Annotated in this window: 13 protein-coding genes and 1 pseudogene; 3 read left to right on the forward strand and 11 right to left on the reverse strand. The window is 63.9% G+C overall.

Annotation, left to right across the window (positions count from 1 at the left end; translation table 11 throughout):
* Positions 1 to 7 precede the first annotated feature (7 nt).
* The 6 genes from AC56LV_RS07220 to rpsB form a co-directional block, all read right to left on the reverse strand.
* Positions 8 to 838, reverse strand: a complete 831-nt coding sequence (locus AC56LV_RS07220) for a phosphatidate cytidylyltransferase (RefSeq protein WP_499556693.1) — start codon at positions 836 to 838, stop codon at positions 8 to 10.
* Positions 839 to 1,591 carry a polyprenyl diphosphate synthase gene (uppS, locus tag AC56LV_RS07225; protein ID WP_332531600.1) on the reverse strand — a complete coding sequence of 251 codons (753 nt, stop codon included), beginning with the start codon at positions 1,589 to 1,591 and terminating at the stop codon, positions 839 to 841. It lies immediately after the preceding gene.
* A gap of 149 nt (positions 1,592 to 1,740) precedes the next feature.
* Complete coding sequence (gene frr / locus AC56LV_RS07230; RefSeq protein WP_258834509.1) at positions 1,741 to 2,301, reverse strand: ribosome recycling factor; 561 nt, start codon at positions 2,299 to 2,301, stop codon at positions 1,741 to 1,743.
* Positions 2,302 to 2,326: 25 nt separating this feature from the next.
* Positions 2,327 to 3,043: a UMP kinase gene (pyrH, locus tag AC56LV_RS07235; protein WP_183552976.1), complete on the reverse strand. Its 717-nt coding sequence runs from the start codon at positions 3,041 to 3,043 to the stop codon at positions 2,327 to 2,329.
* Positions 3,044 to 3,414: 371 nt separating this feature from the next.
* Positions 3,415 to 4,323 carry a translation elongation factor Ts gene (gene tsf, locus AC56LV_RS07240; protein ID WP_183552978.1) on the reverse strand — a complete coding sequence of 303 codons (909 nt, stop codon included), beginning with the start codon at positions 4,321 to 4,323 and terminating at the stop codon, positions 3,415 to 3,417.
* Between the two features lie 139 nt (positions 4,324 to 4,462).
* Positions 4,463 to 5,215 carry a 30S ribosomal protein S2 gene (gene rpsB / locus AC56LV_RS07245; RefSeq protein WP_183552980.1) on the reverse strand — a complete coding sequence of 251 codons (753 nt, stop codon included), beginning with the start codon at positions 5,213 to 5,215 and terminating at the stop codon, positions 4,463 to 4,465.
* Positions 5,216 to 5,498: 283 nt separating this feature from the next.
* On the opposite strand from rpsB, the pseudogene map reads away from it, so the two are divergent.
* The 3 genes and pseudogenes from map to AC56LV_RS07260 all read left to right on the forward strand — a co-directional run.
* Positions 5,499 to 6,383 (forward strand): annotated as a pseudogene (gene map / locus AC56LV_RS07250) (type I methionyl aminopeptidase); the annotation flags it as partial.
* A 10-nt stretch (positions 6,384 to 6,393) separates the two neighbouring features.
* Positions 6,394 to 8,976 (forward strand): [protein-PII] uridylyltransferase, encoded by a 2,583-nt coding sequence (locus AC56LV_RS07255; RefSeq protein ID WP_499556694.1) that lies wholly within the window; start codon positions 6,394 to 6,396, stop codon positions 8,974 to 8,976.
* Positions 8,977 to 9,006: 30 nt separating this feature from the next.
* Entirely contained in the window at positions 9,007 to 9,753 is a 747-nt protein-coding gene (locus AC56LV_RS07260) for a pseudouridine synthase (RefSeq protein WP_258834513.1), read from the forward strand.
* A gap of 322 nt (positions 9,754 to 10,075) precedes the next feature.
* Here the strand turns inward: AC56LV_RS07260 and AC56LV_RS07265 are convergent, their stop codons facing one another.
* From AC56LV_RS07265 to AC56LV_RS07285, 5 genes are all read right to left on the reverse strand, one after another.
* Entirely contained in the window at positions 10,076 to 11,056 is a 981-nt protein-coding gene (locus AC56LV_RS07265; RefSeq protein WP_499556695.1) for an aldo/keto reductase, read from the reverse strand.
* A gap of 69 nt (positions 11,057 to 11,125) precedes the next feature.
* Complete coding sequence (locus AC56LV_RS07270; RefSeq protein WP_499556696.1) at positions 11,126 to 12,775, reverse strand: hybrid sensor histidine kinase/response regulator; 1,650 nt, start codon at positions 12,773 to 12,775, stop codon at positions 11,126 to 11,128.
* A gap of 179 nt (positions 12,776 to 12,954) precedes the next feature.
* Positions 12,955 to 13,683: an amino acid ABC transporter ATP-binding protein gene (locus AC56LV_RS07275; protein ID WP_499556697.1), complete on the reverse strand. Its 729-nt coding sequence runs from the start codon at positions 13,681 to 13,683 to the stop codon at positions 12,955 to 12,957.
* 20 nt (positions 13,684 to 13,703) lie between these two features.
* Entirely contained in the window at positions 13,704 to 14,396 is a 693-nt protein-coding gene (locus AC56LV_RS07280) for an amino acid ABC transporter permease (protein ID WP_499556698.1), read from the reverse strand.
* A 16-nt stretch (positions 14,397 to 14,412) separates the two neighbouring features.
* Positions 14,413 to 15,111, reverse strand: a complete 699-nt coding sequence (locus AC56LV_RS07285; RefSeq protein ID WP_499556699.1) for an amino acid ABC transporter permease — start codon at positions 15,109 to 15,111, stop codon at positions 14,413 to 14,415.

The raw sequence follows: 15,111 nt of genomic DNA on the forward strand, positions 1-15,111 counted from the left end.
CTTCCTTCTAGAGCCAGGTGGCGATCAGCGCCGCCAGTGGCAGGACCGGCACGAGTGCATCGATCCGGTCCAGCACGCCGCCGTGGCCCGGCAGCAGGTTGCTGCTGTCCTTGGCGCCGGCGCGGCGTTTGAGCTGGGATTCGAACAGGTCGCCAACGACGCTGGCAACCACGATGAGGGCAATCACGGCGAACATGCCGAGCCAGCCCAGGCCAGCCTGCACGCGCACGGCGAACGTGCCTGCGAAGGCTTCGCCACCGAACAGCACCGTGCAGGCGGCCAGCACCAGCGTGACGAGTCCGCCGCCGATGGCGCCCTCCCACGATTTGCCCGGCGAGATGCTCGGCGCCAGCTTGCGCTTGCCGAAGGTCTTGCCGCAGACATAGGCAAAGATGTCGGCGGCCCAGACGATCGCCAGCACCGACAGCAGCAGCACGGCCGAATAATTGAACAGGTAGACGATGGCCACGAAACAGGCCACCAGCGAGATCGCATACAGCAAGCTCAGCAAGGTATTGGGCGTGCTGGACAACGGCGGCAGGCCGACCTTGAGCGTGGGCGCAAAGCGCAGCGCCCACAGCAGCACGCCGATGCCGAACCAGAAGGTCGGGTTGCCCTGCTCGCGCACGAAGAACGCGTAGGCAAAGGCCAGCGTCCAGGCGCCGGCGATCAGGAGTGCGCTACGGGCGCCGGGATTAAACAGGCGAAAACATTCCCAGATCGCGGCGCCGAAAAAGACGCAGGCCACCACCGCAAACGCCGTGTAATTGTTGGAGTATAAAACCGGCAGCAGGACTGCCAGCAGGACGAGTGCGGTGAGAATCCGGGTCTTGAGCATTTAGTTGGTCTTCTTCGCTACTTGGGCGCCGGTCTGGCCAAAGCGCCGTTCGCGCTCCTGGTAGGAGCCAATCGCCTCGTCCAGCGCCTTTGGCGTGAAGTCAGGCCAGAAGGTGTCGGTAAAGTGCAGCTCGGCATATGCCAGCTGCCACAACAGGAAATTCGAAATGCGTTCTTCGCCGCCGGTGCGGATGAACAGGTCGGGCTCAGGCGCATACGCCATCGCCAAGTGCGGCGCCAGCATCTCTTCACTGAACTCGGTGACGCCGGGGTTGGCTTTCACCATCTTGCCGGTTGCCTGCATGATATCCCAGCGCCCGCCATAGTTCGCGCACACGGTAACCGTCAGGCGCGTGTTGCCGGCCGTACGGCGCTCGGCGTTGGCGATCATGTCCTGCAGCTTGGCGTCGAAGCGGCTCAGGTCACCCACCACTTTCAGGCGGATATTATTGGCGTGCATCTTGGCGACTTCACGCTCGAGCGCCGTCACGAACAGGCGCATCAGCAGCGAGACTTCGTCGGCCGGACGGCGCCAGTTCTCGGACGAGAACGCGAACAGCGTCAGGTACTCGACGCCGCGCTCGACGCAGGCTTCGACCACGCCGCGCACGGCTTCGACGCCCTTGACGTGGCCGGCCACGCGCGGCAGCAAGCGTTTGGTTGCCCAGCGGCCGTTACCGTCCATGATGATGGCGATATGACGTGGCACGGCGGACGTGACGGGAACGGCGGTGGTCGAGCTTTTGAACATCATATTTCCATAAAACTGCGCCAGAGAACCGCGCTACAGAATTGCACCTGGCATTGCGCAATTGGCCAATCATAAGGCACGCGGACCGGCCGCGGCAAGTTGCCGGGGCCGGTCCGCAGGAAAGCCCGGGGGCTTGCCGATGAAATGCCTGCTTACACCGTCAGGATTTCTTTTTCTTTTTCGCTCAGCAGCTTGTCGATGTCGGCCACGGCCTTGTCGGTCAGCTTCTGGATTTCGTCGGACGAACGGCGCTCGTCGTCTTCCGATGCGGTCTTGTCCTTGACCATTTTCTTCAACGCTTCGTTGGCGTCGCGACGGATATTACGCACGGCAATTTTCGCGTCTTCACCTTCGGACTTGGTCAGCTTGACCATTTCCTTGCGGCGCTCTTCGGTCAGCGGCGGGGTCGGCACGCGGATCATTTCGCCCTGCGACGACGGGTTCAGGCCCAGGTCGGCATCGCGGATGGCCTTTTCGATGGCTGCCAGCATCTTCTTTTCGAATGGCTGGACGCCGATCGTGCGGGCATCGACCAGGGTCAGGTTGGCAACCATTGGCAGCGCCGTTGGCGAACCGTAGTAGTCGACCGTGACGTGATCCAGAATGCCGGTGTGGGCGCGGCCGGTACGGACCTTGGCCAGGTCGGCGCGCAGGGTTTCGATGGACTTGACCATGCGGTCTTGTGCGTTTTTCTTGACGTCAGCTAAGGACATGCTGCTCTCCTGTTGTTCAGTTAATTTAGACGTGGACCAGTGTACCTTCGTCTTCGCCCATGATCACGCGCGTGAGCGCGCCAGGCTTGACGATGGAAAACACCTTGATTGGCAGTTTCTGGTCGCGGCACAGTGCGAACGCGGTGGCGTCCATCACTTGCAGGTGCTTCGAGATTGCTTCGTCGAACGTGATGCTTTCGTAGCGGGTCGCGGTTGGATCCTTGTTCGGATCGGCGCTGTAGACGCCATCGACCTTGGTGGCTTTCAGGACGATCTCGGCCGAGATCTCGGCGCCGCGCAGGGCAGCAGCCGTATCGGTCGTGAAGAACGGATTGCCGGTACCGGCGGCGAACACGACGACCTTGCCTTCTTCGAGGTATTGCAGCGCTTTCGGGCGCACGTAGGGTTCGACGACCTGCTCGATGGCGATCGCCGACATGACGCGGGCGGTGATGCCGACGTGACGCATCGCGTCCGCCAGTGCCAGCGCATTCATGACGGTGGCCAGCATGCCCATGTAGTCGGCGGTTGCGCGGTCCATGCCCTGGGCGCCGGGAGCGACGCCGCGGAAGATGTTGCCACCGCCAATGACGACCGCGATCTGCACGCCCAGCTTGGCCACTTCGGCCACGTCGGCCACCATGCGTTCGATGGTGGCGCGGTTGATGCCGAACTGATCGTCGCCCATCAGTGCTTCGCCAGACAGTTTCAGAAGGACACGTTGGTAAGCTGGTTTTGTCATGATGAAGCGGCTCCTATAGGATGGTTCTGTGGTTCGAATTCGGGGCTGACCGGCGCCTCGTGGGCGGGTCTCATCCGTTGCGGGACGGATGGGATTGTAAAGCGGGTACGGCTTGGGGCGCGCTACGTAGGGTGGGCGGCTGCGCCGTCCACGCGGTGATCGTTGGCTACGCGGTCATCCGGAATGATAACGGAGGCGCAATATTCATCCTGCAAAACTTACGTTCGGATACCAAACCAAACCCGCTCCGACCGCCGCCCCATCATCGTGCTGCCAACCATCACCGCGCGGACGGCGTAGCCGCCTGCGCGGCCCGGCCTACGCGGCCCGACCCACCCTACAAAAACGGGCCTCACGGCCCGTTTGTTTGATTACTGCTTGTTGGCAGCCATCTGTGCTGCGACTTCAGCTGCGAAGTCGTCGACCTTCTTCTCGATGCCTTCGCCCACCACGTACATGGTGAAGCCCTTGACGGTGGTGTTTGCCGCCTTGATCATCTGTTCGATCGACTGCTTGTCGTTCTTGACGAACGCCTGGTTCAGCAGCGAGACTTCTTTCAGGTACTTCTGCACCGAACCGTCGACACGCTTGGCGACGATGTCAGCCGATTGTGGCTGCTTGCCTTCGGCGACTGCCTTGTCGGCATCTTCCTTGGCTTTCAGTTCAGCAACCGAACGCTCTTTTTCGATCATTTCTGCTGGCACTTGCTCCGACGACAGAGCGACTGGCTTCATGGCAGCGATGTGCATGGCCAGGTCCTTGCCGACTTGCTCGTCCGCACCTTCGAAATCGACGATGACGCCGATACGGGTGCCGTGCAGGTACGACGCCAGCTTGCCGGTGGTTTCGAAACGCTGGAAACGACGCACGGTCATGTTCTCGCCGATCTTGCCGATCAGGGCAGTACGGACGTCGTCGAAGGTACCGCCTTCGTGCGGCAGGGCTGCCAGTGCAGCGACGTCAGCCGGGTTGTTTTCGGCGACCAGGCGTGCTGCCAGGTTGACCATGGCCAGGAAATCATCGTTCTTCGCGACGAAGTCGGTTTCGCTGTTGACTTCGACGAGCGCGCCGACGTTGCCCGAAATATAGGTAGCAACAACGCCTTCAGCGGTCACGCGTGCCGATGCCTTCGATGCCTTGCCGCCCAGCTTGACGCGCAGGATTTCTTCAGCACGACCCATGTCGCCGTCGGCTTCGGTCAGTGCTTTTTTGCATTCCATCATTGGTGCATCGGTCTTGGCGCGCAGTTCGCCAACCATTGCTGCAGTAATAGCTGCCATAGTGTGTTCTCCTAAATGTGTATCCAGGGGCGCAGTCCGCTCAAATTGTGCGTTCTGCAAGTATTTAGCTTAAAAAAAGGGGGGCTCGACAGTACGGCGCCCCCTTCTATGTGGCAGCAGGCACATGGCCTGCCATCACTTATGCCTGCTCGGAAACTTCGACGAAGTCGTCGCCGCCGGCTGCCTTGACCATGTCAGCCACTTCGTTGGTCGCGCTGGCGCGGCCTTCGATGATCGCATCGGCAACGCCGCGTGCGTACAGGCTGATGGCTTTCGACGAGTCGTCGTTACCCGGGATGATGTGGGTGACGCCTTCTGGCGAGTGGTTGGTGTCGACGATGCCGATGACCGGGATGCCCAGCTTGCCGGCTTCGGTGATCGTACCCTTGTGGTAGCCGACGTCAACGACGAAGATCGCGTCTGGCACGCCGCCCAGATCCTTGATGCCGCCGATCGACTTTTGCAGCTTGATCATTTCGCGCGAGAACATCAGCGCTTCTTTTTTCGACATCTTCTCGACCGAGCCGTCTTCGACCAGGACTTCCATTTCCTTCAGGCGCTTGATCGACGTCTTGATGGTCTTGAAGTTGGTCAGCATGCCACCGAGCCAGCGCTGGTCGACGTATGGGACGCCGGCGCGTTGCGCTTCAGCTGCGATGATGTCGCGAGCCTGACGCTTGGTGCCGACCATCAGGATCGTGCCGCGGTTGGCGGAGATCTGCTTGATGGTTTTCATCGCATCCTGATACATCGCCATGGTTTTTTCCAGGTTGATGATGTGGATCTTGTTGCGATGACCGAAGATGAACGGTGCCATCTTTGGATTCCAGAAACGGGTCTGGTGGCCGAAGTGAATACCGGCTTCCAGCATTTCGCGCATAGTAACGGACATGTAATTCTCCAGGGTTGGGTCTTGAATGTGGCCAGTCACCAAGCAGGCACCCTTTTAGGGCCACATTCGCGATTTCTATCAATTAAAAAACTTTATTTTTACAACGTTGCACGATGTGAATCCGAGCAACCCGAGATTCTAGCGGAATTGTCAGCATTATTCAAGCGTGCAATCGCAGCCCGGCCAGGCAGGCGCCTCCCGCCGCCTTACAGCAGCGGCGCGACATCCCTTATAATGACGGCCATACTGCCCCGACCATTGCCACCCCGGTCGCCGGGCGCTCACCCGATACCACGCAGGATACGACTCTCCTATGGCCACCATCATCAAGACCCTCGAAGAAATCGACGGCATGCGCGTCGCTTGCCGCCTCGGCTCGGAAGTGCTGGACTATATCACTCCGTTCGTCAAGCCCGGCGTCACCACCGGCGAGCTCGACCGCCTGGCCTACGAATACATGGTCAACGTGCAAGGCACGATTCCGGCCACGCTCAACTACGCCCCGCCCGGCTACCCGCCGTTCCCGGGCTCGATCTGCGCCTCGCTCAACGACGTGATCTGCCACGGCATCCCGGGCGACCGCGTGCTCAAGAGCGGCGACGCACTGAACATCGACATCACGCCGATCACCAAGGAAGGCTTCCACGGCGACAACAGCCGCATGTACCTGGTCGGCGAACCGTCGATCATGGCGCGCCGCCTGGCCGAAGTCACCTTTGAATGCATGTGGCTGGGCATCGCCGCCGTCAAGCCGGGCAAGCACCTGGGCGACATCGGCTACGCAATCCAGCAGCACGCCGAAAAGAACGGCTACAGCGTCGTGCGCGAATTCTGCGGCCACGGCGTGGGCCGCTCGTTCCACGAAGAGCCGCAAGTGCTGCACTACGGCCGCCCGGGCACGCTCGAAGTCCTGCAACCCGGCATGATCTTCACGATCGAGCCGATGATCAATGCCGGCAAGCGCGACATCAAGGAAATGCCGGACGGCTGGACCATCAAGACGAAAGACCGCAGCCTGTCGGCGCAGTGGGAACACACGGTGCTGGTGACCGAGACCGGCGTCGAAGTACTGACGCTGTCGGCCGGCAGCCCGCCGCCGCCGGCGATCGCCCTGCCCCTGCTCGGGCCGGATTTCGCCGCGTTTGCCCCTGCCGCTGCGGCGGCATAAGGAGCCGGCCATGGGTCACGCCGAACGCCTGGACACTGTCCGCACCACGCTGCGCCAGCGCCTCAAGAATGAGCGCCAGCTCGTGTTCCAGGCGTTCCACGAAGACGGCATGCCCGAAAAACTGCTGCGCAACCTGCGCCAGGTCGTCGATGCGGTGCTGATCGACGCCTGGCAGGCGGCCGGCCTGCCCGCGGGCACCGCGCTGGTGGGCGTGGGCGGCTACGGGCGCGGCGAGCTGTTTCCGTATTCCGACGTCGACCTGTTGATCCTGCTGGCCGCCCCGCCGGACGCGATCACGCAGGCGCGCCTGGAAGGCCTGGTCCAGCTGCTGTGGGATCTGGGCCTGGAGATCGGCCACAGCATCCGCACGGTCGACGAATGCCTGATCGAATCCGCGGCCGACATCACCGTGCAAACGAGCCTGCTCGAAGCGCGCCTGGTCACCGGCAACGAGCCGCTGTTCGACACGCTGCAGCAGCGCTACCGCGAGGCGCTCGACCCGCAGGCGTTCTTCCGGGCCAAGACGGCCGAGATGCGCCTGCGCCACGCCAAGCACGAATACACGGCGTTCGCGCTCGAACCGAACGTCAAGGAAAGCCCGGGCGCGCTGCGCGACCTGCAGGTGATCATGTGGGTGGCCAAGGCCGCGGGCCTGGCCGACAGCTGGGGCCAGCTCGCCACGCGCGAGCTGATCACGCGCATGGAAGCGCGCCAGCTGATGGAAAAGGAAAGCGCCTTCAAGGACATCCGCATCCGCCTGCACCTGCACACCAGGCGGCGCGAAGACCGCCTGGTGTTCGACGTGCAGACGGCGATTGCCAACACGCTGGGCCTGGTCGAGACCGACGATGGGCCGAACGTGCGCCGCCCGAGCGAACTGCTGATGCAGCGCTACTACTGGGCCGCCAAGACCGTCACGCAGCTCAACACGATCCTGCTGCAGAATATCGAGGCCCAGCTGTTCCCGCAGCCGGCCGTCGCCTTCCCGATCAGCGCCCACTTTTTGCAGATGGGGAACCTGATCGACATCGCGCAGGACGACACGTTCGAGCAGACGCCCACTGCGATTCTCGAGCTGTTCGTCGTGATGACCGAGCGCCACGACATCAAGGGCATGACCGCGCGCGCGACCCGCGCGCTGTGGCATGCCCGCACCCGGATCGACGACGCGTATCGCGCCGATCCGGTCAACAAGGCGCTGTTCCTTCGCGTGCTGCAGGCGCCGCGTGGCATGGTGCATGCGCTGCGCCGCATGAACGAATTCGGCATCCTGGGCCGGTACCTGCCGGCGTTTCGCAAGATCGTCGGGCAGATGCAGCACGACCTGTTCCACGCTTACACGGTCGACCAGCACATCATGATGGTGGTGCGTAACCTGCGCCGCTTCACGATGCCCGAACACGCGCACGAATACCCGTTCTGCAGCCAGCTGATCGCCGACTTCCGCGATCGCTGGGTGCTGTACGTGGCCGCGCTGTTCCACGATATCGCCAAGGGCCGTGGCGGCGACCACTCCAAACTCGGCATGGACGACGCGCGCCAGTTCTGCAGCAGCCATGGCATGACCGAGACCGACACCGAACTGGTGGTGTTCCTCGTCGAGCAGCACCTGACGATGTCGCAGGTCGCGCAAAAGCAGGACTTGTCCGACCCCGACGTCATCGCGGCGTTTGCTGCGGTGGTCAAGGACGAACGCCACCTGACGGCGCTGTATCTGCTCACCGTGGCCGACATCCGCGGCACCAGCCCCAAGGTCTGGAACGCGTGGAAGGCCAAGCTGCTGGAGGACCTGTACAAGACGACGCTGCGCGTGCTGGGGGGCGAACCGCATTCGGCCGACCGCGAGCTGCGCGCGCGCCAGAAAGAGGCGCTGGCCACGCTGCGCCTGTTTGGCTTGCCGGTCGATGCGCACGAAGCGTTGTGGAAGCAGCTGGACGTCGCGTACTTTTTGCGCCACGACGCGTCCGACATCGCCTGGCAGACGCGCGCGCTGCACGACAAGGTCGACAGCGACAAGCCCGTGGTGCGGGTGCGCCTGGCGCCGATCGGCGAAGGCCTGCAGGTGGCCGTGTACATCAAGGATCAACCCGACCTGTTCGCGCGCATCTGCAGCTACTTCGACCGCAAGGATTTCTCGATCCTCGACGCCAAGATCCACACGACGCGCCACGGCTATGCACTCGACAGCTTCATGGTGGCCGACGAACACTTCGCCGGCAGCTACCGCGACATCATCAACCTGATCGAGCATGAGCTGAGCGCCCTGCTGGTGTCGCAGGAACCGCTGCCGCCGCCGTGCCGCGGGCGCCTGTCGCGCATGTCGCGCACGTTCCCGATTACCCCGACGGTCGAAGTGCGGCCTGACGAACGGGGCCAGTTCCACGTGCTGTCGATTGCTGCGAACGATCGCATGGGCCTGCTGTATGCAGTATCGAGTGTACTGACGCGCTACCGCATCAACCTGCACACCGCCAAGATCATGACGCTGGGTGAGCGCGTCGAAGACGTGTTCCTCGTCGACGGCCCTGCCCTGAATAACCCGCGCATCCAGGTCCAGCTCGAAACCGACCTGCTCGACGCGCTCAAGATCTGATATTGACTCCTCCACCGAAAAGCTTTGACAATGACCGAACCGCTCCGCCTCTCCAAACGAATGTCCGAACTGGGCCTGTGCTCGCGCCGCGAGGCCGATGAATGGATTGCGCGCGGCTGGGTGCGGGTGGACGGCCAGGTGGTGTCGGAGCTGGGCAGCAAAGTGCTGCCGACGCAGCGCATCACGGTCGAGCGCCAGGCCGCCGCCGAGCAGTCCAAGCGCGTCACGGTGCTGATCCACAAGCCGGTCGGCTACGTCAGCGGCCAGGCCGAAGACGGCTACACGCCGGCCGTGGCGCTGATCCGGCCCGAAAATCGCTGGGCCGACGATCCGTCGACGGAGCAGTTCCACCCGACCCAGCTGCGCAGCCTCGTGCCCTGCGGACGCCTGGACATCGACTCGGTGGGCCTCCTGGTACTGTCGCAGGACGGCCGCATCGCCAAGCAGCTCATTGGCGAGACGACGTCAATTGAGAAGGAATACCTGGTGCGCGTGGAGTACACCAAGCCGGGCACGCTGCCCGACAGTGAACTCAAGAAGCTGAAACACGGCCTGTGGATGGATGGCAAACCGCTGCTGCCAGCCAAGGTGCGCTGGCAGAACGAAGACCAGCTGAGCTTCACGCTGAAGGAAGGCCGCAAACGCCAGATCCGGCGCATGTGCGATATGGTGGGCCTGAAGGTGCTCGGCCTGAAGCGCGTGCGGATCGGGCGCGTCAAGCTGGGCGACCTGCCGGTTGGTCAGTGGCGCTATCTGACGCCGGAAGAAGGGTTCTAAGCCTTCCGATGCAATGCTGGCCGATATCGCGCGGCCGGATCACAGCTGCGCGGCCGGTGTACAGCTGGGGTCAGGTGCACAGCTGGGGTCACACAGCTGGGGTCAGGTCTGACATTCGGACACGAACTCAGCCTTAGTCACGCCCAATAGTGTCTTGACCAACACTAGCATTGCACTGTGACAGCTACTTCCGACTAATCCGGCTACCCGACTGCCGAGACCGTGTCCGAATGTCAGACCTGACCCCGGCTTTTTGCTGCCCAACTGCCGAGATCGTGTCCAAATGTCAGACCTGACCCCGGCTTTTCTACTGCAGGGAACGTTACGGTAGCGGCGCGTCCTCGGCCACCAGGCCTTCGGTGCGCAGCGCTTCCCAGAATGCCTTCGGGATCGCCATCTCCATCAACACCGCATTGCGCCGCAGGTGTTCGGGGCTGCTCGCGCCCGGGATGGTCGCGGCGACGACCGGGTGGGCCAGGCCGAACTGCAGCGCGGCGGCAGCCAGGTCGACGCCGTGGTCGACCGCTACTTTGCGCAAGCGGTCGCGCTGCGCCAGCTTGTCCGCATCGGCCGGGCCGTAATCGTAATTCGGCCCGCCGGCCAGGAAGCCTGAATTGAATGGCCCGCCGATGACGACCTTTGCGCCGCGCTCGGCGCACAGCGGGAACAGCTCGGCCAGCGGCGTTGTTTCCATCAGCGTGTAGCGCCCGGCCAGCAGGAAGATATCCGGGTCGGCGTCGCGCAGCGCGCGCAGGCATGGTTCGACCGTGTTCACGCCCAGGCCCCAGGCCTTGATGACGCCCTCTTCGCGCAGCTTCGTCAAACCTTCGAAGGCGCCGCCCGGACCGGATGCGATCCGGTAGTAATGGTCGAACTGGTCGCCAAACATGTCGGGCGACAGGTCGTGCACATAGACGATGTCGATGGACGCCAGCGCCATGCGCTGCAGGCTGTCTTCCACCGAGCGGCGCGCGCCATCGGCAGTGTAGTCGATGACCCGCTTGAAGGGCAAGGCGCCGACGAACGGCGCGGCAATTTCGCCCGGGCTGGATGGGGCCAGCAGGCGGCCAACCTTGGTCGAGAGCGTGTAGTCGGCGCGCGGGCGCCGGCGCAGTGCATGCCCGAAGCGGTGTTCGGACAGGCCGGCGCCGTAATGCGGCGCGGTATCGAAGTAGCGGATGCCGGCGTCCCATGCGGCGTCGGCGGTCGCCTGGGCTCCTTCGTCGCTGGTGGCGTGGTACATGTCGCCAAAGCCCGTGCCGCCCAGGCCCAGGCGGGTGATCGGTTGGTAGCGCTGTGTCATGGTGTGTCCTTTGTGCGTGAATCAGAAACAAATTCTGCCTGACGCACGCGGACCCCGTCGCACAGCAGGCTAGCGCCGGCGCCGTTCGATCTGCACCAGCGCCGCGCCCAGTACCTCGAGGTCGACCGGCTTGGCGAACAGGTCGTGAAAGCCTGCGGCGCGTGCTTCGGCGCGGTCTTTCTCCTGCGCGTAGCCGGTGACCGCGATCAGGATCGCATGGTCGGTCCCGGGCCTGGCGCGCAGCGTCCGTGCCAGTTCGAACCCATTCATCTCGGGCAGGCCGATATCGAGCAGGCACACGTCCGGCTCGAACAGCGGCAGCACGTCCAGCGCGGCGCGCGCCGAATGGGCAACCGATACCGTGTGGCCCAGCGTCTCGAGCAGCAACGCGAGCGTCACGGCGGCGTCTTCATTGTCGTCGACCACGCCGATGCGCAGCGCGGCTGGATTGCCCTGCGGCGTGTCGGTCCCGATAGCCGGCGCGGCGGCGGTGGCGCGCGACGACAGCGGCAGCGTGACCCGGAACGTGCTGCCGCAGCCCGGCCCGTCGCTGGCGGCGGTCACTTCGCCGCCATGCAGCTTGAGCAGGCTGCGCACGAGCGCCAGGCCGATGCCCAGACCACCCTGGCTGCGATCCAGCCCGCGCGTGCCCTGCGAGAACAGGTCGAACGCGCTGGCGATCAACTCGGGCGACATGCCGATGCCGTCGTCGCGGATCGCCAGGTCGAGCAGCGCGCCGCGCGTGGCCAGGCGCACCTCGATGCGCCCGCCCTCGAGCGTGTACTTGGCCGCATTGCTGAGCAAATTGGTCATGACCTGCACCAAGCGTTTGCGGTCGCCCACGACCAGCGCCGGCGCCGGCGCCGCCTCGAGCACCAGCCGATGGCCGTGCTTCTCGATCAGCGGCCGTACCTGTTCGACCGCGTCGGCCAGAACATCCTTCAGGTCGAGTTCGACGAATTCGAGCTCAACCTTGCCGCGCGTGACGCGCGACACGTCGAGCAGGTCGTCGATCAGGGACGTCATGTGGCCGGCCTGGCGCGCGATGATGTCGGCGGCGCGCTGCACCATGCCTGGCTGGAGCTCGAAGTTCGACAGCATCGTGGCCGCCGAGACGATCGGCGCCAGCGGATTGCGCAATTCGTGCGCCAGCATCGCGAGGAATTCATCCTTGCGCTGGTCAGCGCGGCGCAGTGCCTCGTTCAGCGCTTCCTGGTCCGTCAGCGCCCGGCGCAGTTCGATCTGGCTCATGACCTGGTGCGCCATCGTCGTGAGCATGAACTGCTGCTGCTCGGTCAGCCCTTCCGGCCGCGGTTTCTTGTCGAGCACGCACAAGGTGCCGAGCGGTACGCCGTCGCGCGTGCGCAGCACGGCGCCGGCATAAAAGCGCAGGCCGCCATCGGCCGTGACGAGCGGATTGCAGCTGAAGCGGGGATCGTCCTGGGTGTCGGGCACGATCATCTGCTCTTGCTCCAGCAGGGCGTGGCGGCAGATCGAATTATCGAGCGGCATTTCGCGCGTGCCAAGGCCGATCTCCGACTTGAACCACTGGCGCCCGCGCGCAATCAGGTTGACGGCGGCGATCGGCGCGTCGAGCAGCTGGCTGACCAGGCGCACCACGTCATCGAACGAGCGTTCCGGCGGCGTATCGAGGATGCCGAAGGAATCGAGCACGGCGAGGCGTGCATCTTCATCGAAGTTGGCGGAATTGGACGTCATCGCGGAAAAGCTTCAAGTGGCACGGTAAAAGGAAGCCGGCATCGGCAAAGGGAAAGGCAAAGGGAAAAGCATGATCGGCAGGCCCGGACCTGCCTTTTGGCTACCCATTATAAATACCAAACCGCTACCCTGCATGTGCACGGCGTCCACGAAACTGTGCATGCCCGCCTGAGAGGCCGCTAGTTGCGGTTGCGATCGGCGAGAAACTGGATGGCGCGGGGATGCTGCGGGTTGGCGAAGAAGTCGCCGGGCGTGCCCTTTTCGAGGATTTTACCTTCGGCCATGAACCAGATGCGGTCGGCCACGTCGCGCGCAAACCCCATCTCATGGGTCACGCAGACCATCGTCATTCCTTGTTGCGCCAGTGAGCGCATCACTTGCAGCACCTCGCCCACCATCTCCGGATCGAGCGCGCTGGTCGGTTCGTCGAACAGCATGATCGAAGGCCGCATGGCCAGCGCGCGGGCAATCGCCACGCGCTGCTGCTGGCCGCCGGACAGCGCGTCCGGATAGGCGCCGGCCTTGTGGGCCAGGCCCACCTGGTCGAGCAGCGCCATCGCCTGTTCCCTGGCCTCGGCCTTGCTGGCGCGCTTTAACTGCACCGGCGCCAGCATGCAGTTCTCGAGCGCCGTCAGGTGCGGAAACAGGTTGAACTGCTGGAACACGAAGCCAATGCCGGCGCGCAGCGCGTTCACGTCAAAGCCTTTGGCATGGATGTCGCGCCCGTCGATGGCGATGCGGCCACCGTCGATGTCTTCGAGCCGGTTGAGCGTGCGGATCAGCGTCGACTTGCCCGACCCCGATGGTCCGCAGACGACCAGCACTTCATTTTTTTCGACGCGCTCGGTGATCCCCACCAGCGCGTGATAGTCACCGTAATACTTGTTGACGTTATCGAGAACGATCATCGTTCGCTTCTTTCAAGAATTCAGCTGGCACCGACCGGCCGCCGCTGCAGGCGCCGTTCGAGCAGGAAGGCCAGGCGCGACAGGCCGAAGCACAGCAAAAAATAGGTCAGCGCCAGGATCAGGTACACCTCCACCGACCGGGTGAACACGAGCGTGTTGATCTGGGTGGCGATGAACGAGACTTCCGACAGGCCAATGATGTACCCGAGCGAGGTCGCCTTGATCGTCGAGACCAGCTGGTTCACGATCGACGGCAGGCCGTGGCGCAAGGTCTGTGGCAGCACGACATGGCGCAGCGCCTGGCCGTAGCCCAGGCCCAGCGAGCGGGCGCTTTCGAGCTGCCCTTTCGGCAGCGCGCGGATGCCCGCCGCCACGATCTCGGCCAGATACACGCTGTCGAACACCACCAGCACGATCAGCATCGTCATTGCCTGCGAGGTCTTCACGCCGGTCACGGCCGGCAAGAAGAAATACACCCAGAACAGCACCAGCAGCAGCGGCACGGCGCGCACGAGCTGCACGAACGCGCCCACCGGCAGGCTGACGACGCGGCGGCGGCTCACGCGCGCGATGCCGAGCATCAGGCCGAGCGGCATCGCCAGCACCAGCGCGGCGCCGGACAGCAGGATGGTCAGCACCAGGCCGCCCAGCGGGCCGTCCGGGTATTGACCGACCAGGAAGTACAGCCAGTAGGTATCGATCAGTTCCAGCATCGGGACACTTTCATGGTCAAGCCGCCGTGCGCACCGGATAACGGCGCTGGAACAGGTAGGCCGCCGCCGAGATGATCAACGAGACGGTCAGGTAAGCCAGCGTGGCGAAGGTGAACGCTTCCAGGCTGCGAAAGCTCGCCGTCTCGACGCGCGCGGCCTGGTACATCATCTCGGCCGCGCCGATCACGGTGGCCACGCTGGTGTCCTTCCACAGATTGACCGTCTGCGACAAGAGCGGCGGCACCGAAGCGCGCAGCGCCTGCGGCAGCAGCACGAGGCGCACCGCCGCGGCGCGCCCCAGGCCCAGCGAACGGGCTGCTTCCAGCTGGGTCGCGGGCACCGCGCGGATCCCGCTGCGGATATCCTCGGCCATGTGCACGCCACTGTAGAGCGTGAGCGCGATGACGGCGCACACCACTTCGGGATTGTTCGCGTACAGGATCTCGCGCAGGCCCTCGGGCAGCAGCTCGGGGAAGGCAAAATACCAGAACAGCAGGTGCGCCAGCAGCGGCACGTTGCGGATCGATTCGACGAGCGTGGTGCCGACCGCGCGCAGCAGCCCGGACGTCGACGTGCGCATCACCGCCACCAGCGCGCCGAACGGCAGCGCGAAGGCAAAGCTGATCACGGTCAGCTGGATCGACAGGATGAAGCCCTGCACCAGCCAGTCATGGTACTCGCCGGATTGCAGGATGGTCGGATCGAACAGCGCCAA

Source organism: Telluria sp. RB2R28 (assembly GCF_059685835.1).